This is a genomic window from Paenibacillus sp. WLX1005, assembly GCF_046603685.1.
Classification (GTDB): domain Bacteria; phylum Bacillota; class Bacilli; order Paenibacillales; family Paenibacillaceae; genus Saccharibacillus.
Genome location: NZ_CP176756.1, coordinates 2,822,978 through 2,844,437, shown reverse-complemented (window position 1 = coordinate 2,844,437; position 21,460 = coordinate 2,822,978). Strand labels below are relative to the sequence as shown.

The 21,460-nt window shown below is 46.9% G+C and carries 19 protein-coding genes; 17 read left to right on the top strand and 2 right to left on the bottom strand.

Going from position 1 to position 21,460, the window contains the following annotated elements; translation table 11 throughout:
• Positions 1 to 177 precede the first annotated feature (177 nt).
• The 13 genes from ACE3MZ_RS12185 (at position 178) to ACE3MZ_RS12125 (ending at position 13,120) form a co-directional block, all read left to right on the top strand.
• On the top strand, positions 178 to 606 hold the full coding sequence (locus ACE3MZ_RS12185) for a universal stress protein (protein WP_411342442.1): 429 nt from the start codon (positions 178 to 180) through the stop codon (positions 604 to 606).
• Between the two features lie 327 nt (positions 607 to 933).
• The gene (locus tag ACE3MZ_RS12180) at positions 934 to 1,185 is read left to right on the top strand and encodes a YolD-like family protein (protein WP_411342441.1); all 252 of its coding nucleotides are present in this window, start codon (positions 934 to 936) and stop codon (positions 1,183 to 1,185) included.
• 103 nt (positions 1,186 to 1,288) lie between these two features.
• Positions 1,289 to 1,720, top strand: a complete 432-nt coding sequence (locus ACE3MZ_RS12175; protein WP_411342440.1) for a MarR family winged helix-turn-helix transcriptional regulator — start codon at positions 1,289 to 1,291, stop codon at positions 1,718 to 1,720.
• 97 nt (positions 1,721 to 1,817) lie between these two features.
• Positions 1,818 to 2,912 (top strand): YhgE/Pip domain-containing protein, encoded by a 1,095-nt coding sequence (locus ACE3MZ_RS12170; protein ID WP_411342439.1) that lies wholly within the window; start codon positions 1,818 to 1,820, stop codon positions 2,910 to 2,912.
• Positions 2,913 to 2,928: 16 nt separating this feature from the next.
• Complete coding sequence (locus ACE3MZ_RS12165; protein WP_411342438.1) at positions 2,929 to 3,357, top strand: universal stress protein; 429 nt, start codon at positions 2,929 to 2,931, stop codon at positions 3,355 to 3,357.
• Positions 3,358 to 3,825: 468 nt separating this feature from the next.
• Complete coding sequence (locus tag ACE3MZ_RS12160; protein WP_411346775.1) at positions 3,826 to 4,938, top strand: rhamnogalacturonan acetylesterase; 1,113 nt, start codon at positions 3,826 to 3,828, stop codon at positions 4,936 to 4,938.
• 281 nt (positions 4,939 to 5,219) lie between these two features.
• Entirely contained in the window at positions 5,220 to 5,567 is a 348-nt protein-coding gene (locus tag ACE3MZ_RS12155) for a YojF family protein (RefSeq protein ID WP_411346774.1), read from the top strand.
• A gap of 20 nt (positions 5,568 to 5,587) precedes the next feature.
• Entirely contained in the window at positions 5,588 to 6,271 is a 684-nt protein-coding gene (bshB2, locus tag ACE3MZ_RS12150; RefSeq protein WP_411342437.1) for a bacillithiol biosynthesis deacetylase BshB2, read from the top strand.
• 214 nt (positions 6,272 to 6,485) lie between these two features.
• Positions 6,486 to 7,361: an MBL fold metallo-hydrolase gene (locus ACE3MZ_RS12145; RefSeq protein ID WP_411342436.1), complete on the top strand. Its 876-nt coding sequence runs from the start codon at positions 6,486 to 6,488 to the stop codon at positions 7,359 to 7,361.
• 119 nt (positions 7,362 to 7,480) lie between these two features.
• Positions 7,481 to 7,792: an L-rhamnose mutarotase gene (locus tag ACE3MZ_RS12140; protein ID WP_411342435.1), complete on the top strand. Its 312-nt coding sequence runs from the start codon at positions 7,481 to 7,483 to the stop codon at positions 7,790 to 7,792.
• Positions 7,793 to 7,939: 147 nt separating this feature from the next.
• Entirely contained in the window at positions 7,940 to 8,818 is an 879-nt protein-coding gene (locus tag ACE3MZ_RS12135; RefSeq protein ID WP_411346773.1) for a fumarylacetoacetate hydrolase family protein, read from the top strand.
• Between the two features lie 77 nt (positions 8,819 to 8,895).
• Positions 8,896 to 9,999, top strand: a complete 1,104-nt coding sequence (locus tag ACE3MZ_RS12130; protein ID WP_411342434.1) for an AI-2E family transporter — start codon at positions 8,896 to 8,898, stop codon at positions 9,997 to 9,999.
• Positions 10,000 to 10,309: 310 nt separating this feature from the next.
• Positions 10,310 to 13,120, top strand: coding sequence for a chitinase N-terminal domain-containing protein (locus tag ACE3MZ_RS12125; protein WP_411342432.1), 2,811 nt, complete (start codon positions 10,310 to 10,312; stop codon positions 13,118 to 13,120).
• Between the two features lie 224 nt (positions 13,121 to 13,344).
• Here the strand turns inward: ACE3MZ_RS12125 and ACE3MZ_RS12120 are convergent, their stop codons facing one another.
• Both ACE3MZ_RS12120 and coaA read right to left on the bottom strand, forming a co-directional pair.
• Positions 13,345 to 13,716 (bottom strand): DUF423 domain-containing protein, encoded by a 372-nt coding sequence (locus tag ACE3MZ_RS12120; RefSeq protein ID WP_411342431.1) that lies wholly within the window; start codon positions 13,714 to 13,716, stop codon positions 13,345 to 13,347.
• Between the two features lie 51 nt (positions 13,717 to 13,767).
• The gene (coaA, locus tag ACE3MZ_RS12115) at positions 13,768 to 14,697 is read right to left on the bottom strand and encodes a type I pantothenate kinase (RefSeq protein ID WP_411342430.1); all 930 of its coding nucleotides are present in this window, start codon (positions 14,695 to 14,697) and stop codon (positions 13,768 to 13,770) included.
• A 381-nt stretch (positions 14,698 to 15,078) separates the two neighbouring features.
• Between coaA and ACE3MZ_RS12110 the strand changes: the two genes are divergently transcribed.
• The 4 genes from ACE3MZ_RS12110 (at position 15,079) to ACE3MZ_RS12095 (ending at position 21,431) form a co-directional block, all read left to right on the top strand.
• The gene (locus tag ACE3MZ_RS12110; RefSeq protein WP_411342429.1) at positions 15,079 to 16,731 is read left to right on the top strand and encodes a diguanylate cyclase; all 1,653 of its coding nucleotides are present in this window, start codon (positions 15,079 to 15,081) and stop codon (positions 16,729 to 16,731) included.
• A gap of 82 nt (positions 16,732 to 16,813) precedes the next feature.
• The gene (locus ACE3MZ_RS12105) at positions 16,814 to 17,860 is read left to right on the top strand and encodes an LLM class flavin-dependent oxidoreductase (RefSeq protein ID WP_411342428.1); all 1,047 of its coding nucleotides are present in this window, start codon (positions 16,814 to 16,816) and stop codon (positions 17,858 to 17,860) included.
• A 337-nt stretch (positions 17,861 to 18,197) separates the two neighbouring features.
• Complete coding sequence (locus ACE3MZ_RS12100) at positions 18,198 to 19,619, top strand: glycoside-pentoside-hexuronide (GPH):cation symporter (RefSeq protein ID WP_411342427.1); 1,422 nt, start codon at positions 18,198 to 18,200, stop codon at positions 19,617 to 19,619.
• Positions 19,620 to 19,853: 234 nt separating this feature from the next.
• On the top strand, positions 19,854 to 21,431 hold the full coding sequence (locus ACE3MZ_RS12095; RefSeq protein ID WP_411342426.1) for a sugar hydrolase: 1,578 nt from the start codon (positions 19,854 to 19,856) through the stop codon (positions 21,429 to 21,431).
• Positions 21,432 to 21,460: the final 29 nt, after the last annotated feature.

Sequence of the window (21,460 nt, the reverse complement as noted above, 5' to 3'; positions counted from 1 at the left end):
TCACTGTGCTGAAAACGCTTGCAATTATGCTAAAATTGGTATATTTTAGAAGTGAGAACGGTAAGTCTACACTGGCGATTTCTCTGTCTGATGATATGCAGGCTTTCTGTGTTACAAGTCTCATTGCTGTGCATGTCGTTTGTGAATCCAACCCTATATCAAAAGGAGGAAATAACGATGGCAATCTCGCATGTGCTTGTCCCGTATGATGGTTCGTTGCATTCCCAGCGTGCATTGGAGCGTGCAGCTACGCTGGCGGAAAGTATGCAGGCGGAACTGGAAATTCTGTATGTCGATTCGGCAACCGTAGAGGAAATTCGTCAGCCGCTCATTATGACGTCAAGCGAGCTGGAAGCTTATTTTGACCATAAGGAAGACCATGTAAGGCAGAATCTGCGTGAAATGATTACCCGTATTCCGGATGCGAGAACGGTCATCATTTATGGTAGTGCAGCCAGAGGAATTGTAGAATATGCGCTACAAGCGAAACCGGATCTGATCATTATGGGTAGTCGCGGACTCAACACAATGAATGAATTGATGAAAGGCAGTGTCAGCCGCTATGTCACTCAGCGCGCACAAGCACCTGTCATGATTGTAAAATAATATGAACATCGTTATGAAAACAATATGATCAGCGTTGTGGTGATTGGTAGCACTATATGATCCACATGCGTCGTGAATACAGCAATTCAACCTATTATAATATCCATGCAAATATTCATACAGTCGTCTCGGCAGAGGCGGCTGTTTTGCTATGCGATGTAGTTTATACAATTACGAATTCGGTCTATCCATTTAAGACGGCAGTACCTATCCCAATCGTCGTCACAAATCAGGAACTTATGTTCTTATTTTTTGTTGTAAACTATTGTAACGTTTGCTTTTTCACGATAAAATAGAGGTCAGCATATATTTAGGGAGGGTTTTACTTTGGCTAAAGCAAAAGTGGCCAAGCGTCCAACACGCGATGAATTTGTTCTGGAAGAGCTAGGCAATCAATTGACCGAAGCATTTCGCGAGAAGTCGATTATTGTTCTAACAGTCTGGGGCTGGGAAGAAACAGTACGTGGTGAAATTATCAAAATGGATTCTCGTACAGGTAGAGTGCACATGCAAACTGTAGAAGGTTTGTACAAAGTGCCGTTTATGGACATTATGGATATCAACTATCCGCGTGATTGAGATGCAACACCGGGAAAAAAGCTTTGACAAATGTAAAATATACATCATATACTAGCATAGTCGATTATCGGCTATGCTAGTATTTTTGTGAGGAGGAATTGTGATGCCTCTGGATGTAGATGATCAGTCGCTTGGACTGCTGTTATCACGTACTTATCTGGTTTATAAAAAGAAAGCTTCCCAGTTGTTAAGCGCATTCGATATCACCCCGGAGCAATTTGGCATTATGCATCAACTTAGCAAATACGACGGCATTTCGCAAAAAAAGCTTGCCAGTATTCATGAGCGTGACCAGACGAGCATCGGCAAAACGTTGGAGCGGCTGGAAAATAAGCAGCTGATTTCCCGTCATGTCGATCCGGCAGATCGCCGTGCTGTTATTTTGCATCTGACTGCTGACGGTACGAAGCTGTTGCAGGAAGTAGCGCCGATTATGAAGCAGCTGGATCGGGATATATATGATCGACTGGATCATACGGATGAGCAGCAATTACGCGATGCGATCCATCATATTCATCAAAGTTTGTCCGACTGAATACGGTCGGCAAATTTTTTGGGATAATAGATGCACAACCTTTTATTGGCTAACCATCTATTTAAAATTGATATAAGACTTGGAGTGGAGAGATAGAATGAACGCATTACACACAGTAAAAGACTTTTTGAACATTGTACAGACGAAGATCGGGCTTGTATTCGCTATATTCGTACCGCTGTTATTCACGATTGTATGGATGACTGGTTATAACGGAGCGACTGAGCGCATATCGCAGTTAAAGGTCGGAATTGTCAATGAAGATGGTACGAACGGCGCTACGATTGCCAGTGGAATGACCTCACAATTGCCGTATCAATCAGAACTGTATACCTCGCTTGAACAAGCACAGCAGCAAATGGACAACGGTGAATTGACGATGGTCATTGAGATCCCGGCAGGGTTCAGTGAGCAGGGTAGCAGCAAGCAACAAACGCAGCTGTCTTATTACGTCAATCAAGCAAATTCAGATATAGCCAAGTCGATAGTGGAAAGCTCTGCGCCGTCTATCTCAGCAGCGATTGGCAAAGAGGCATTTGGTGATATGCAGGAGCAGGTGGTAACGACTAATGTGGTCAAGACGCATGACATTCGTAATTTTGCTGTATCGATGTTGCCAATGATTCTTGGATTCGTTACGTACATCGGTGTGATGACGATGAATATCCAGCTCAATTTAGCATCTATGATGCTCAAGCGGACTCGGAGTAAATGGGAGATTTTCTGGGGCAGACAGCTTCTCTTGCTTGGCGTGGCTGTCGTCGGTTCGTTGATTGTAACGAGTGTCGCGCTATTGTTCGCTGATACAGCTGCTTCATTTTGGCAAATGTGGGGATTCCACATTCTAGTATATGCTGCCAGCATTGGTGTCACCCAGATGGCATTTGCCCTGTTTGGCAATGCGGCACCGCTATTTAATGTAGCGTTGATTCCGCTACAATTGATGACAGCAGGCAATATTATTCCGTCTGCGATGCTAACGCCATTTTACCGTTATATCGGTTCCTTCCTGCCTGCACCGAATGCTATTCAAGGGTATCTACGACTGATCTACAACGGTGCACCAATCGGTAGTTTTGTTGCACATCTGCTGCTGATTGCGCTGATCACATGGGGCATTACCGTGCTGAGTACAGCGTTGGTCAAGCCAGCAATCAGTCCCTTGACACAGCCCGCAGGCAATCATGAATAGAAAAGAGGCACAAACGATGGCATTTCAATATATTGTTGTACCGTATGACGGTTCTCTGCATGCAGAGCGTGCTTTGGAGCATGCGGTACGATTGGCAGAGGGCTTACATGCTACGCTGGATATTGTGTATGTCGATCCCACACAATCGGAGATATTGGAGCAACCGCTCGCCATCCCGACGCATGAGCTGAATGCTTATTTTGCTGAGGAGGAAGAGGATGTGAGAGAGCGACTGACGGCGTTGACCCAATCTGCACATCCTTCGCGTGTCACAGTATTACAGGGACATGCAGGCAAGGAAATTGTCCGCTACGCCGCTCATGTGAATGCGGACCTGATCATAATTGGCAGCCGTGGTCTAGGAGCGATTCAAGAGTGGATGCTTGGCAGTGTTAGCCATTATGTAGCTCAACATGCTCAGTGTGCAGTAACTATCGTAAAATAGTATCAAATCGTAAAATAGCATCAAAATGAAACGATGGAATGGAACTAGAATTGCAATGTAATAAAACTGGAATTGCAATGTAATGGAACGGAATGATACAGAAACCTCAGGATCTGCATTGCCATGTGCGTGTAGGTATGGGGTTTTTGGCATAGGTATATTGGTATCGACATATAAGTAGCTTGGCTTGAACATCGATGGCTGCAATATCGTTATCCATAATTTTATGCCTGTCATTTCCCGATTATCATAATCAATTACTGATATGGACAAAGGATGGCGACGTCTAACAGTCGAATGTATAACATGCAATATGAATACGCTTACATTAATGGGAGGGATTAGATGGTACATTATGCAAAGGAAGAACATCGCTGCACAAATCGCGCGGTAAGAGAACATTCAGCACCATACAAGCAACAACGCAGCATCTGGAAAAAGGCGACGATGTTGGCAATGAGTGCAACGATGCTGGCAGCTCTGTATACGGTCGCTCCGGCGCAGCAGGCATCAGCCGCCTTAGCGTACAAATTCGATTTTGGCAGTGGATCGGTGGAAGCGGGTTACACAGGCGTACGCGCGGAAGACGCGTATACTTCGGCAAAAGGCTACGGCTTCAACACGCCTGCCAATATGCGTAATGTCACGTCTTCTGGCACCGGCGTGAATAGTGATGCGGTACAATTCGTTACCTTTGGCACGAAAAGTACGAATACCTTCAACGTCGATCTGCCTAACGGTTTGTACAATGTCAAAGTCACACTTGGCAATACGACGCGTTCCAGCGTGGCGGCAGAAGGCGTCTATCAGATCATTAATATGACAGGCAACAATGCAGTCGATCAATTTCAAATTCCGGTGACAGATGGGCAATTGAATCTGCTCGTAACCGAAGGTAAGGCAGGAGCGGCATTCACATTAAGCTCACTCGAGATTCAGCAGCTATCTACGATTGCTGTCACTCGTCCGACGATCTATGTAGGCGGCGATTCTACAGTTGCCAACTATTATCCACTAGATTCCAGCGTACAGGGCGGCTGGGGGCAGATGCTTGCACAGTACATTAATCCAACGCGTTTCCTCGTCCGCAACATGGCATCCGGTGGTCAAATCGCTCGTGGCTTCCGTGATGACGGACAGCTGGAAGCAATCCTGAAATATATCAAGCCGGGCGATATGTTTATCGTGCAGCTAGGCATTAACGATACGAATGCCAAAAACAATACAACCGAAGCGCAATTCAAAGATATTATGCGCGATATGATCCGACAGGTGAAGGCAAAAGGCGCTACCGTCGTATTATCGACACCGCAGGGACGTGCAACCGATTTTAACAGCGCAGGCGTACATAACGCCGAGGGCAGATGGTATCGCGCCGCCACCGTTGCACTGGCTTCGGAGGAAAGTGTGCCGCTGGTCGATCTGAATGTACTCAGTTCCGCTTATTTTACCTCGATTGGCGCAGATGCTACACTCGCACTGTACATGGAGGGTGATACCCTGCATCCAAACCGTGCGGGAGCTGCTCAACTTGCTCGGCTTGTGGTAGAAGAATTGAAACGACAGGGATTGTATCAGTAATCTGACGGCGTAAATTCCTGCTTGTTATGAACAATAACAGCAACAGTAGCAGCAACAGTAACAAGACTACAAAGTATCCGATTTCAGATGATGGATATGTTAAAATGTTAACGTAAACATTTTGTGAATGTACATGTGAGGACAGCGGGATACAGCGCGAAGTAGGCGTTGGGCTGTCCTCTTTTTCCTGCCGCTTCAAACGAGCCTTATACATACGAAAAATAATGTAGTATAATATGATAAGTATTTTTGCAAGGATATGGAGGAAGATAAAGATGACAATGCAGCTAATCGATCCGGTATTGATCCAGCGCCGTTTGAACGAGCTTCAGGATCAGGATTTGTATATTCACCTCGAAATGACGACTGGTGCTTATGCCTCTCATCTGGATAGCAGCAAGCACCCGTCCGCGACATTTATCAACAATGCGCAGATTCGTTACAGCACAGGCTCCATTTCCGAAAAATCACCGTTTTTCCGTGTCGGATTGAAGATGGAACAAGGTTGGGTCTATTCAGAAGGACTGACTCATTATGAAGATAGTGAACAGGAGCGTCTGCTGCTTGCTGGTCATGATGCCCAAGGCAAACTGGTTGTAGCATTGCAACTGAGCAAGGAGCCGTTCTAATGAGTGAGGAGATGAAACAGATGAAGTTACACATTCCTGCCAATTCACGCGTGCTCGTCGTGCTTCCGCACCCGGATGACGAATGCTTCAGTCTGTCCGGCACGCTTGCCAAACATATTCAAGATGGCGGCGAAGTAACATATGCTTGCCTGACACTCGGTCAAATGGGGCGCAATATGGGTACACCACCATTTACAAACCGTGTAGAATTGCCGAATATTCGCCGTGGTGAATTGCAAAAGTCCGTCGAAGCAATCGGGATTCAAGATTTGCGCATGATGGGCTTTCACGATAAAACAATCGAATTTGAAGATCGTACCGTACTGGACGGCTCAATTCTGGATCTGATCCATGAGTTGAAGCCATCTGCGGTATTTACCTTTTATCCGGGGTACAGTGTACATCCCGACCACGATGCAACTGGGGCTGCGGTTGTGCGTGCGATGAGCCGTCTACCGGAAGCGGAACGTCCGCCGCTGTATACGATGGCGTTTTCCCGTAATTGCACAGATGAGATTGGTTTCCCTGATGTGGAAAATGATGTGGGTGATTTTGTACAAACGAAGTTGAACTCCATCCATGCGCATCATTCCCAATTTCCATCTCCCGGCGAACTGGGTAAAAGCAAAAAGCTGGATCGGGAGCTACGTGAACGCTTTAGTCGCGAACGCTTTTGGACGTATACGAATTATCCTAATGCCTAACAGCATTGCACTACGATATCCAAGTATCAAAAAAATGATCCAAGCGATATATGGATCGATCAAACCGGCTGTGCTCTTGGGAGCATAGCCGGTTTTTGTATGTCTACAAGTATGAATGTTACAAAGTAAACGGCATATTATCGCAAAGTGAATGCGTATGCAACAGTTGGGTAATAATACCATAAGCAATTCAAATTTAAAGGAGGAGATCGACATGGCTGAGAATCCACTCAAACATCTGAAAATTCCGATGACGACCGTAGGTAGTGGAGATGAAGTAGAGCTGCGGGAAGATGTGTACGGGCTGACGCTGCAATTTGTGAATGTAGCATTTATTGGAAAACCGGGCAGTCTGCGCGATTGGGTGCTGGTGGATACAGGCTTGCCGCAATCTGCGTCCAAAATTATTAAAGTTGCCAATGAACGGTTCGGTACAGGAGCAAGACCGAAGGCGATCATTCTGACTCATGGGCACTTTGATCATGCTGGTTCAGTTGTAGAATTGGCGGAAAAATGGGATGTGCCTGTCTATGCACATGCACTGGAAATGCCATTTTTGACTGGTGAATCACGCTACCCTAGCTATGATCCGGGTGTCGAAGGTGGACTCAATTCCAAATTGTCAGCCGTCTTCCCGAATCAGCCGATTGATCTGCGACCGTATATTCACAATCTGCCAGTTGATAACAGTGTACCGGGTTTACCAGAATGGCGCTGGATTCATACACCGGGTCATGCTCCTGGTCATATCTCGTTGTTCCGTGAGCAGGATAAGATGCTGCTGGCAGGCGATGCCTTCATCACAGTGGATCAGGACAAGCTATGGGATAGTTTGATTCAGAAACGGGAACTGTGTGGACCGCCGCGTTATGCGACAACCGATTGGGATGCGGCTCGCGAATCGGTACAACGTCTGGCTTCGCTCGAACCGGAAAGTGCCTTGACTGGTCATGGACAGCCAATCGTTGGACCTGAGCTAGCGGCATCGCTGACAGGATTGGCGGAGCATTTTGACGAATGGGCAAGACCAGCGCACGGTAAATATATCGATCATCCTACAGATACACCACCGGGATTGGATGATAAGTAAACAAATAAATAGAAAAAAGCAGAAATAAACAAATGTTGGATACCCTTTGATTTTGATTGAGATAACGCTTACAATTTAGAAAGTAAGCTAAGACTATGAATCAAAGGAGTGTATGATGGATGGAACGAGTATCATTTGTATTGAAGATTCGCCCGGAGGATCGGGACGAGTATATCAAGCGTCATGAAGCAGTATATCCAGAATTGTTGCAGGCATTTGGCGAAGTGGGCATCTCCACGTATAGTATCTTTTTGCATGAGGGTACACTGTTTGCTTATATGGAAGTGGAGAATTATCGCAAAGCGATGGATGCGCTTGCCGAACACCCTGCTAACAAGCGCTGGCAGGAGTATATGTCTGATCTGCTGATCGTGAATGAACATGGTAGTACATCGCATGATATTCCAGAAGTGTTTCATTATCACTCGTAACAGCCAAATCACTCGTGGAAGCCAAGCGCATAGTATAAATCATGCTAGTGAGATACGTTTGGATATAAAACTTGCATTGCATTGTGATCGAAAAAGTTGTATCCGCACCTCCAACCTGTCATCATAGATGTTGGAGGTGTATTTGTGATGAAATATGTACATTATGAATGGAACGGACAGCCTACGATTGGCATTAGACTGGAGCAAGGTATTATTCCTTTGCCAAGTCTGGCTCGCTACAGCAGTCAACCATTGCCGCAACGTATTGAAGAATTGCTAAGCGCATCCAACCTACATACCGATATCCAGACGATACTGGATACCCATCTGTCTGAATTAACAACCGAGTTGCTGGATGAAAATATGCTGCGTTGGTTACCGTGTGTACCACAGCCGGGCAAAGTGATCTGCATCGGTCTGAATTATCGCAAGCACGCAGCAGAGACGAACATGCCTGAACCGGAAACCCCGGTTGTATTCAGCAAATTCTCGGATACGGTTGCGGCGCACGGTGATGACGTGCCGCTGCCAGAGGAGAGCAAACAGGTCGATTACGAAGCCGAGCTGTGTATCGTTATCGGGCGACAAGCGCGCAATGTGAGCCATCAGGATGCGCTGGATTATGTCTTCGGATATTGTGCTGCCAACGATGTGTCCGCACGCGATCTGCAAATGCGTACCAGTCAGTGGTTACTTGGCAAAACATGCGAGCGCTTTGCACCGATTGGTCCTTATCTTGTTACCGCAGATGAAGTCGGTGATCCGAATCAGTTGCATATTGCAGCACGTCGTAATGGGGAAATCGTGCAGCAATCCAATACATCCGATATGATCTTCCATTGTGATGAGATTATCCATTATTTATCCCGTCATATGACGTTGCAGCCGGGCGATCTAATTTTAACGGGTACACCGGAAGGCGTTATTCTCGGACAGCCGAAGGAACAGCAACACTGGCTGACCGCTGGCGATACCGTTACGATTGAAATTGAAAAGCTGGGTCAATTGACCAATACATTTGTCTAGTACAGGAATGCGGTGACAGCAAACGCTAAACACGGTATGATGGAGGTAGTGGACTGAAATAGAGAAGGGGTCTGTGGATGAAGTTTAGGGAATGGATTAACCATGAGGGAATCAGGCGGATTATCGTACTAGCGATTCTGATTCTGATCATCTATTCAATGTCGAGTATGATGAATATCCTTCTGATGACATTGCTGCTGACCATTCTGATTGGCAGTTTGTACAATGGTGTGATGAAGACATTTCAGAAGGTCGTACCGAATGTATCGCCATTTTTTGTTATACCGCTTGTCTATGTAGTACTGCTTGGTGTGATCGGCTGGGGGATTTATCGGATGGTGCCGACCATTAGCATGCAGGTTGCTCAAGTATATGGGCTGATTCAAGGAGTATATACGAACCCACAGGATACCAAATGGAATCATTATGTAGTGGAATTACTGCGTACGCTTAATATTGAGCAGATGCTGGAGCATATTGGACAGTTTATCGGTCCGGGCTTTACTGTATTACTGAAGATCAGCCAGATTGGTTCGCAGTTGTTTATCGCGCTGCTGCTCAGTCTATTTTTCTTGCTGGATCGCTCGCATATTGCACGGTTTACGGCTTCCTTTCAGGATAGCAAGCTGAGCTGGTTTTTCCGAGAAGTGGGCTATTTTGGCAGTATGTTTTTGAATACATTTGGCAAAGTTATCGAAGCGCAGCTGCTGATTTCATTTATTAATACGATTCTGACGATTAGCGCACTCTGGATTATGGGCTTCCCGAATCTGATCGGACTTGCCGTTATCGTATTCGTACTCGGTCTTGTGCCGGTAGCAGGTGTATTCATCTCGCTGATCCCGCTAGGATTGACAGCGCTAAGTGTAGGCGGTATCAAATATTTGTTATATCTGTTCATTCTGATTCTGGTTATTCATGCGATTGAGGCTTATCTGCTCAATCCGAAGCTTATGTCCAGCAAGACGAATCTGCCGGTATTTTATACGTTTGTCATTCTAATCTTCTCCGAACATTTTATCGGACCTTGGGGATTGATTATCGGTATTCCGCTGTTTGTGTTCTTCCTTGATCTGATCGGAGTGAATCGTGGCAACAAGCGCAAAGATCCGCCTGCCCCAGTTGCAGCCGACCATTCTGTAGAATCAGGCGTCACTGCTTCGGAGAAATTACCAGAATAACAAGTTGGAACATACTAAATATAGGAACACGCTCCGAAAGTGGGGCGTGTTTTTGTGTTTTTCATATAACAGCGCTTGTTGGAGTATAGCTTGATGAGTAAAACAAAATAGATCGCTCCTTGTGTAAACTATATTCACGTTTTCAGTAAATTCAAACTGAATATTCAATCATTTTCTCATATTCATGTGAGTAAACATTAAATTTACATATCCTTATTGATTAAAAATTTACAAAAAGAAATACATTTTACTATATTTCCATGATAATATAGTAATGTTATCTCAATTTTATATACATAGGAGGAAATGTATGCTTACATGGAATGGATTTAGATCCAAATGGGCAACAAGTCTGCTGGCATTATCACTGGCGATGCCGTTGCCGACGGCACTGTTGACAGGGGGCGGCGTTGCGCACGCTGAGACGGCAAGCGATCCGGCTCCGTATATCGAAGCCAAAGTTGTCAATCAAAATGCAGGCAAAAAGGTGCTGTTCGATAATACGCATGCACAGACGGCGGGTGCAGCAGACTGGGTCATTGATGGCGGATTCTCCGACTTTGCCAATGCGCTGGCGAATGATGGGTATTATGTCAAAGAACTGCGCAAAACGTCTTCATTTACATATGCCGATCTGAGTCCATATGATGTATTTGTTATCGCGGAGCCGAACGTCCCGTTCAAAACGAGTGAACAGGCTGCGATGAAGCAATACGTGGAAAATGGCGGCAGCATCTTCTTCATTGGCGATCATTACAACGCGGATCGTAACAAAAACCGCTGGGACGGCTCCGAAGTTATTAACGGTTATCGTCGCGGTGCATGGGAAGACCCGGCAAAAGGCATGTCTGACGAGGAACGCAATTCGGCTGCGATGAAAGATGTTGTCAGCTCTGATTGGCTGTCCAACAACTTTGGCGTGCGTTTCCGTTACAATGCACTTGGCGATATTAACGCTAACAATATCGTAGCGCCAGCTCAGGCGTTTGGCATCACAGAAGGGGTAAGCAGTGTAGCGATGCACGCTGGCTCTACACTGGCGATTACCGATCCAACCAAAGCCAAAGGTATCGTTTATCTGCCGGAAACGAAAGAAGCATGGGGCAATGCGGTTGATCAGGGTATCTACAATGGTGGCGGCGTAGCCGAAGGACCTTATGTAGCAGTATCCAAGCTAGGTAGCGGTAAAGCAGCTTTTATCGGTGATTCTTCGCCGGTCGAAGATGTAACGCCCAAATACCTGCGCGAGGAAACAGGTGCCAAGAAAACGACATATGACGGCTTCAAAGAAGTAGATGATGGCAAGCTGCTCGTCAACACAGTGAACTGGCTGTCTCGTGATGAGAGCTACACAAGTCTGGATCAAGTGGACGGACTGCAATTGGATCAACCGACTCAACTGCTGGCTATTGAAACGCCACAGACGTCAACCGAGCCGCAGGCAGAACCGTGGGCAGCACCGGCAGCTGGATACAAATGGTGGGATACGTCCACATTTAAACCAGGTTCGTTCGGTAGCACAGTCAGCGTCTCTAACCCAACCTACAGTCTGGTGCATCAGGAGCAATTGCCGAATGCTGAGCAATTCCAGATTCGCATCGTAGCTGACGATCTGACGCCTAACAGTACCGTAACCGGCTTCAGTGCAGGTATCTTTGTAACGGGTGGTACACAAGTTGCACAGATTCAAAATGCAGATGGCACATGGCCAACTTCGTACGGCTACAGCTCTAGCTACAGTCTGACCGCAGACAGTAAAGGTCATGCGATCAAAGACCTGACTGTGCGCATCAAACCGGGTACAACTGGAGCGGCAAGTCTGCGTCTGCGTCAAAATGGCAGTAATCTGCTGACCAAGCAGGTTACGATTTCCAACGTACCGGCTGAACCGTTGCCACAGGATAATGGCGGTGTGCAGATTCCGGCACTCAGTACCATTTCCAGTGCACGTAGCCAGAGTGCCAATACGCTCGTAACTGTTGAAGGTGTTGTAACGACAACGCCGGGTTCTTTTGGCGGACAGGCATTTTATATTCAAGATCAAACAGGCGGCATTTATGTATATCAGAATCAAACGGGATTTGCTCCAGGCGATGTGATTCGCATTACGGCACCGACGACTATTTACAATGCAGAACTGGAATTAACCGATCCAATTGCTTTGGAGAAAAAAGGAACATCCGCATTGCCGCAGCCAGTTAGCGCTGTAACGGTAGATGCGTACAATCAAGGGCAATTGGTGCAACTGAACAAAGTAACCATTAGCAATATCGTAAGTGCTACACCGACAGGTTCTTTTGAATTTGATGTGACGAGTGATGTATATACACCACAGGCAGTTACGACGCATGTACGTGTCGATGCACGTACTGGTCTGACACAATCAGCATTTCCTTATCAAGCAGGGGATGTGGTGAATATTAGCGGCGTTGCAGCGATCTTCAAAGACAGCTTCCAGCTGAAGCCGCGCGGACTGAGTGATCTGGAGAAAGTTGAAGAAGAACCGACGCCAGAACCACCAACTGAACAACCGCAGGCAACAGGCGTACCGGGTACTCCTGTCCTGTCCGATGATAATGGTCATGATACTGGCTTGTTGGATGGCGACTACCATATTACGATGAATATGTGGTGGGGCAACAACGGTTCATCGTATAAACTGTATGAAAATGATCAAGTAATATCCAGTGGCAAGCTGTCTGACCAATCTCCTAACGCGCAGCAGATCAGCACTGCCGTTACTGGCAAAGTCAATGGCACCTATACGTATGTATTAGAATTGACGAATAGCTATGGCACAACAAAAAGCCAGCCGCTAACCGTCAAAGTGACTGATGCGAATCCAGGCAAGCCTGTGCTGGCAAGCGACAACTGGGATGGCGATGGCAACTATCAGCTGACGACCAATCTATGGTGGGGCACCAATGCAACCGAATACCGTTTATATGAAAATGGCAAGCTGGTGGATACACAGCAGTTGAAGTCTGCCACACCGCAAGCGCAGAGCGCTGTATCCCATATTTCCGGCAAAGCACCGGGTCAGTATGTATACACGGCAGAGCTGGTAAATGCTTCTGGTTCCACATCCAGTGAGCCACTGACGGTAAACGTTACACAATAATCGTCAAGCAATGATTTTTGCATAATATTCAAAACGCCCTGAACAGTTGCTCCATCCCTTACGGGTCAGGCAGCAATCGCCGGGGCGTTTCCTTACATACTTTTCATAAGTATTCATTATTAAATGTATAGAGAGAACGTGAATTTGAGTAGGAAGTCTCTATAGTCAATCGGGAAAATGAACATAAGAAATGTTCATACAGAGCAATCAGCAGAGTGAAGAACTTATGCCTGAACTGCTGCTATTACCAGCACAATCCAGCCTGCGATGAATAATAGACCGCCAAGCGGTGTAATCGCGCCCAGCTTCCGTATGCCGCTCAGACTCAGCACATACAGACTACCAGAGAAGAGTACAATCCCGCCGAGCAGACACCAACCTGCGGCTGTAGCCAATCCGCTTGCGGATGGCAATACGATGCCAATCACCGCAGTCAGAATAATACCAAGCCCGTGGATGAGATGATATTGAACACCAGTTTCATAAATTTTTAACATTTCGGGGGTGAGCTTTGGTTTGAGCGCGTGGGCGCCGAATGCGCCGATCGCTACGGCAAGAAACATCATAATCGCGCCAATGACAATAAGTATGTGCATAAATACATCCTCCATCAAAAATGTAAGTATTAAGTACAATAATCTTTTTTGTTATAATTTGCGTAGATAGATGTGCTGAATGGCATGATCTGCTTCTTTTTTGAGGATTAGCTGTGCGCGTCCTTTGGTTGGCAAAATATTCTCATGCAGATTTTTGGCGTTAATGCTGCTCCATGTATGCTTGGCAACCGCATGTGCTTCCTCTTCGGATAAGTTGGAGAATCGTCCATGGAAGTAGGATTCCGGGTTCTGAAAAGCAGTCTGACGCAACAATTGGAATCGTTCGATATACCAGCGGGCAATATTCTTCTCATCCGCATCAATGAAAATGGAGAAATCGAAAAAGTCGCTGACAAACAACGGGCTTTCCTTCTTCACTTGCAGCACATTAATACCCTCGACGATCAGGATGTCGGGGTTGTTGATCACACTTTCCTCGCCTTGCAAAATATCGTAAGTCAGGTGCGAGTAGCGTGGAGCGCGTACATTCGGTTTACCGGACTTGATATCGCCCATAAACGTAATTAGCCGCTTGATATCGTAGCTTTCTGGAAAGCCTTTACGGTTCATAATGCCGTTCTCTTCCAAGATAGCATTCGGGTACAGAAATCCGTCTGTCGTTACCAGATCGACCTTCTGATGAGTGTGCCAGCGCGATAAGAGCGTTTGCAGCAAACGAGCTGTTGTGCTCTTGCCTACAGCGACGCTGCCGGCGATACCGATAATGAATGGCGTTTTGCGTGCTTTTTTGCCTAGAAAATGGCTGGTCATTTCATGCAGCTGCTGTGAAGCGCCTACATAGAGATGAATCAGGTGTGTGAGCGGCAGATAGATCTCCTGCACTTCTTGCAGTGAGACATGCTCATTCAATCCTTTGAGCTGCTCTAGCTCCTGTTCGGTTAAAGGTAATGGTGTGGAATGATCGCTCAGGTCAGCCCAATCCTGACGATCAAATTCGATGTATGGCGAATAACGTCTCATGTGCTCTCACTTTCTGCAATGTTTTATTTCCAATGTACCCAATGTACCGCAAAAAAACCCCATTAGGCAAATGGAAAAGATGCAAATGACTTCAAAATAAAAAAATGTTTGCAGAATGTAAAGGAAAAGTGAAAAAAAGGACTTATCATACATAATCCATTGAGCTATAGTTAGTAATAGATTTATAAAATGATGCGTGAGTTACTATATAAACGTGTATATTATTAAAAATATTTGTTTTTTAACCCATTTGGATTACATAACACAAGCATTTGTCCTATATAGATTTATATTTTTTAAATACATTATCCAGATTATACCGACTACGAATGAATAAACGAAGCAAGCTGGTGCTGTGCATGTCATGAAGGAGGAAGCAGTATGTCCAAACCAATCCATAACCAATCAACCTCACCCCGGCAGGAGCAAACGCCGCAGTCAGGAGAGAATACCGCTCAACAAATAGGAGAGTCGGTCGATCTTCACTCGTCAGAAGCGTTTGTAGCCATGCTGGATACACTCGAATTGCTTCCTTATCGTAATGTGAATGCATCGGTATCGGCTGTACAGCCTGCACTGGCAATCGCGGAAGAGCTTGGTGATGAGGCGCTGATGATTCGGACAAAGCTGATTCAAGCCGATATCATGGCACGTCAGGGGAAAGTAGCAGAAGCTGGTCGTATTATCCGTCAGAGTAATGAGTGGGCGGAGCGTAACGGACACAAGCATATTTTGGCGCGTAGCCATCGCCTGCTGGCAGGATTCTTCCGCCGACTTGGTGATAATGAGAGCGCATTGCAGCATGCGATTATTAGTATGCAGCAGTTACCAGATCATGCGCTACTCTCGCTGCGCGCCGACCATCTGATGATGATTGGCTTAACGCTGGATGAAGTGGGAGCATATGAAGATTCTATTAAGCATTTTAACGAAGTGCTGGAGATCGCTACCATTACAGACGATGTACAGCTGGCGTTGTTCGCGCTCAACAATATGGCGTACAGCCGCTGTGAAGAAGGTAAGGGGGAAGAAGCATATCGTCTTGCATGCGAATTGCGTGATATTGCCAAACGCAATCATGTAGAGTTGAATGCTTCCCACCTAGATACGATTGCAGTGATCGAATTGTTGCTAGGTCATCCGGAAAAGGCAGAAGCCACACTTGCTCCACTTGTCAATGATCCGCTTAGTCGTCGTCTGGGCGATCTGAGCGTCTTGCCGGAATGCCTGCTGACTACAGCAGAAGCACAGCGACTGCAAGGCAATCTCAAGCAAGCGCAGAAAACGCTGAATGAAGCGAGACATATGTGCCGGGAGCAAGGATTGTCTGGATTGATGGTACGGGTGCGATTGCAGCAATCGGAGATGTATGCCGCTACTGGTGATTATCGCCGTGCTTATGAGGAGCACAAGCTGTATCATCAGGAAAATGAAGCCAAGCGCTCCGCTGAACGGGAAGCGCGGGCACGGATTTTGCAAATTACATTCGATGCAGAAGAAGCAAGGCGAGATAGTGAGTATTTCAAGGAGATGGCGCAGCGTGATCCATTAACTGGATTGCACAATCGTCGCTTTATGGACCCTTATCTGGATGAGTTGCTTAGTCAATCGCTTATTAGCGGACAACCGGTGACGGCAGTGCTGATCGATCTGGATCATTTTAAAGAAATCAACGATACATTTTCTCACCAGGTCGGCGATACCGTACTGGTTCACCTTGCCAAAATTATGTCGCTGACAGCTCCATCTTCTTCTGCACTGGCACGAATTGGTGGTGAGGAATTCCTAGCGGTATTCAAGGATACGGATGCGGAGCAGGGTATGCTCTATGCCAATCGATTATGTCAGGCGATTCGTTCGGCGGATTGGAGTTCAATCACTGGTAAGATGTCAGTGACAGCCAGCCTCGGAGTGAGCACAACGGACGGGACGCGCATTACGCGTACAGAACTGTTATCCATTGCTGATCACAATCTATACGAAGCGAAACGCGGCGGACGCAATCGGGTGGTCGGTTGCAAGCCCGTCAGTTAATGCAAAAGCTGGATTTTGCGATTCAACAAGATCATAATAGGATATTGAACCTCTAGACATTCATTTCAAAGGAGGCAGTTCAATGTCTGCATCATCATTTTATCAACCCGATCAATCGGGACATATACAATTATCTATTCTGGATCTGGCACCGATCAACGCTGGATCAACCGCCGCTCAATCGTTTCAAAATAGCCTCGATCTCGCGCAGCACGCTGAGAAATGGGGCTATCATCGTTACTGGGTGGCAGAGCATCATAACATGCCGGGCGTAGCCAGTTCCGCTACATCCGTCGTAATCGGTTATCTGGCTGCGGGCACAAGCACGATTCGTATTGGAGCAGGTGGTATTATGCTGCCGAATCATGCCCCGCTTGTCATTGCGGAGCAGTTTGGTACGCTGGAATCGATGTATCCGGGTCGGATTGATCTGGGGCTGGGACGCGCTCCGGGTAGCGATCGCCGCACAACACTGGCGCTGCGCCGGGATATAAACAGCGGTGAGGATTTCCCGGAATTGCTGGATGAGCTGACGAAGTTTTTTGACGAATCAGCGACATCGTATCACGCACCAGTGCGAGCTGTACCGGGTGAAGGTCTGCATGTGCCGATCTGGCTGCTCGGCTCTAGTGATTTCAGTGCACGGCTGGCAGCGCAAAAAGGCTTACCATTCGCATTTGCTGGTCATTTCTCGCCGGATTACTTGCAGCGGGCGATCCGCATGTATCGTGAATACTTCCAGCCATCGGATGTGCTGCAAGAGCCATATGTGATGCTTGGCGTCAACATCGTTGCGGCGGATACAGATGAAGAAGCAGAATGGCTGAGTACAACGATGCAGCAGCAATTTCTGAACATCATTCGCGGTCGCACTGGTCAAATTCAGCCGCCAGCCGATATGTCTGGTAAATGGACGGATTATGAAAAGGCAGCTGTGGAGAAACAGCTTCGCTCGTCGATCAAGGGTGGACCTGAGACGATTAAACGCGGGCTGGAGCAGTATATTCAGGAAACGGGTGTCAACGAGTTGATCATTACAAGCATGATCCATGATCATCAGGCACGACTGCATTCGTACGATATTATTAGTCGTGTTGCTGGACTGCGAGAATCGGTAACAGCGGAGTAAGGATTGCTGTTCATTAATCCTCTCATTGATGATTTTTAATCATGATTCTATGCTACAAAAATATGCTTTCTATATTCGGGCAGGCACCTTGTCATTATGACGGTGCCTGCTTTTTTGCATGGAAATTATAGGTGGTGAAAAGGAAGTCTGTTACGAGACTTTTGTAAAACTTCTGCAAAATTCCTGCAAAACAACACACCTGTAAAAAGAGGAAGTTTAGCCGTGTTTCCCACATTGTTGCTCTTTTGAGAAAGCGCTTTAATAAGAGCATGGCTGTACAACGTATGGTCGGAAGGATGCAGCTGAATAGATTGATGCGAAATGGGGAGTGAGTTTTATGAAGGCGGTTACAGGAATGTGGCAGCAGCGGATTGGATACGGATTGGCGGACTTTGCCTGCAATCTGATCTGGCAGATGATTACACTCTATCTGATGATTTATTACACCGACGTCGTCGGTCTGGCAGCGGCGCAGGTTAGTATTCTGTTTCTCGTAACCCGGATCGTGGATGGTGTGGCAGATGCGGCGATGGGCGTAATTATCGACAAAACAAACACGCGTTGGGGCAAGTCGCGTCCGTACTTTTTATGGGGAGCGATTCCGTTTGGAGTGCTGGCGATTCTAGCTTTTTATGTGCCGGATGTCGGGCAGACCGGACGGCTCGTCTATGCGTATCTGACGTATCTGGGCATCTCGATTGCGTATACGATGGTTAATATTCCGATGGCGTCGATTTTGCCAAGTCTGACTAGTGATGGGCAGGAGCGAACAGTGCTGGCAACGGTGCGAATTATCTTTTCCTGTATCGGGGCGACGATTGTGAGTCTGTGTACGTTGCCACTTGTGCAAAGTCTGGGCGGCGGCTCGACAGCTTCCGGGTACTTCTGGACGATTGTTATATTTGCGATTGTCGGCATGATGATGTTCTTCGTTACCTTCCGCAATGTAGAGGAAAAGGTGAAAGTGCTGCGTCCGAAAAAAGTCCCGGTAGCGCAAGCATTCGCCAGCCTGACGAAGAATCCGCCGTGGCTAATCTTTGCACTGAATATTATCTTTATGTGGGGATCGTACTTCTTCCAGCAGGGAGCATTGATCTATTATTTTACGTATTATTTGCGGGAGCCGGGGCTGGCGAGTCTGGCAGCAGGCATCGGTTCATTTGTGCCATTGGTTGGCGTATTCGCCACTCCGTTAATCGCTCGATTGATGTACAAAAAGACCGTATTTATGATCGCGAGTGCTATCAATCTGGTCGGTTTGATCATTATGGCGATTGGCAATACGAATTTGACTATTCTGATGACGGGTGTAGTCGTGTCAGCCATTGGCTTTGGATTGCGGCAAAGTATTTACTTTTCCATGCAGGCAGACCCGGTCGATTATGGAGAATGGAAAACAGGTATCAATGCGGCAGGCATTATCTCATCTCTGAATGGATTTATTGGTAAAATCGCTATGGCGGTAGCAGGGGCGGTATCCGGCTGGCTGCTTACATGGGGCGGATATGTGGCGAATCAGCAGCAAACACCGCAGGCATTGTTCGCAATCAAGCTCAACTATATCTGGATTCCGCTCGTGCTGGTCATCATCTCGATGATTGTGATGTGCTTTTACAATCTAGACAAAAAGTTTGATCGTATCCGTCAGGAGCTGGACGAATTGACGGCTGGTCGTGAAAACGAAGCACCGACACCATCTGCTTCAGTTCCAGCAGCTGCGCAGGGAAACGTAGTATTTCATGACAATACTTCGTCTTGACAAATGACAATTGATGAATACAATGCTGCAACACGCAACACGCAACACGCAACACGCAACACGCAACACGCAACACGCAACACGCAACACGCAACACGCAATCCATACAATGTGGCAACAAGTGACGCACATAGTGCGGTAGCAAGTTATGAAGCCCGTACGACAAGTCAGTATCCAAATGGTATAACAAACAGAAACCAAACTATTCATATTCCAACAGAGGAGGAACCACTCATGAGCCACCCTTCCCTACAAAGGATTACAGAACAGCGAATTGTTGAAAATAAAGCTTTTGCTACTACAGCAGAATCATTGCTGCCGGTCATGCATCATACCGATGTATTGCCCGTACGACTTGTTACGCTACTGCCAGATGATCAGGTGATTCATGGCTGGCGGACGGCAGATGCTGGTGAGCCAGAGCAATTGGAACAGATGACGTTTGGTAAAGGAGACGAGGTCGTATTAGACTTTGGCCAGCATCTGGTAGGGCAATTGTCGCTGCACATCGAGCCAGTTGGCAGTCCACCGGATGCACCACTGCATCTAAAGCTGATATTTGGAGAAATGCCGGTAGAGCTGGCGGTGCCTTTTGCCGAGTATGATGGCTGGTTAAGCAGTTCATGGTTACAGGAGCAGTCGGTCTATATCGACGTACTGCCGACTTCACTTGTATTGGAGCGTCGATACAGCTTTCGGTATGTGAAATTAGAAGTGATCGCTTCCTCAGTAAAGTACAATGTTTCATTTCGACATGTGAATTGCCGAACAGTCAGTTCAGCGGATGTGAGCAACGTACAGCTATTGAATCATATGGATGCCGAGCTGAACCGCATGGATGAAGTCAGCATCAAGACGCTGGCGGATTGTATGCAGGAAGTATTCGAGGACGGACCGAAGCGTGATCGCCGTCTATGGTTAGGCGATCTACGTTTGCAGGCGCTGGCGAGTTATACCAGTCTGCCGCAGCCTGATCTTGTGAAACGTTGTCTGTATCTGTTCGCTGCGTATCCGAATGAACAGGGGCAGGTGAGCGCTAATCTGTTTATCAAGCCACATGTCATTCCAGATGATACGTATTTGTTTGATTATTCGTTGTTCTTTGTCTCGGTGTTGTATGACTATATGCAGGCAACTGGGGATATGGAGACGTTAGCGCAATTATGGAGCACCGCGCATAGACAAGTAGAGCTAGCGCTACAACGGCTGGATGAACAGTTGATGGTACGCGATACAGAAGAATGGTGGTCATTTATCGACTGGCGTCCGCAGCTGAACAAGCAAGCACCAAGTCAGGGGGTGTTGATCTATGCACTGCGACAAGCGGCGGAACTGGCACAGCTACTGCATGATGAACAGGAAGCCGAACTGCGCCAATGGTTGGACAAGATCGTGGCGGCAACACTGGAACAACTGTGGGACGAGCAGCAGGGCTATTTTATCAGCGGTCATGAGCGACAGGTGTCACAAGCATCGCAAATCTGGATGGTGCTTGCTGGTGTGCTGGATCAACGTCAGAATCGCAAGCTATTGAATCGCATGTTGCAGGAGAACGTTGCCGTTCCACTGACGACCCCGTATATGGTGCATCATCTGATCGAGGCGTTGATCCTTGCAGGGGATCATGACACTGCCATTTCCGAGATGAAAGCTTACTGGGGCGGCATGTTAAACGATGGAGCAGATACATTCTGGGAGCTGTATGATCCGCAGGATAAGGAATTTTCGCCTTATGGCAGTCATCTGATCAACAGCTATTGCCATGCGTGGAGCTGCACACCGACTTATCTATTGCGCAAATATAATTTGTAGTTACGGCACAATAGTAGAATAGAGAGTCA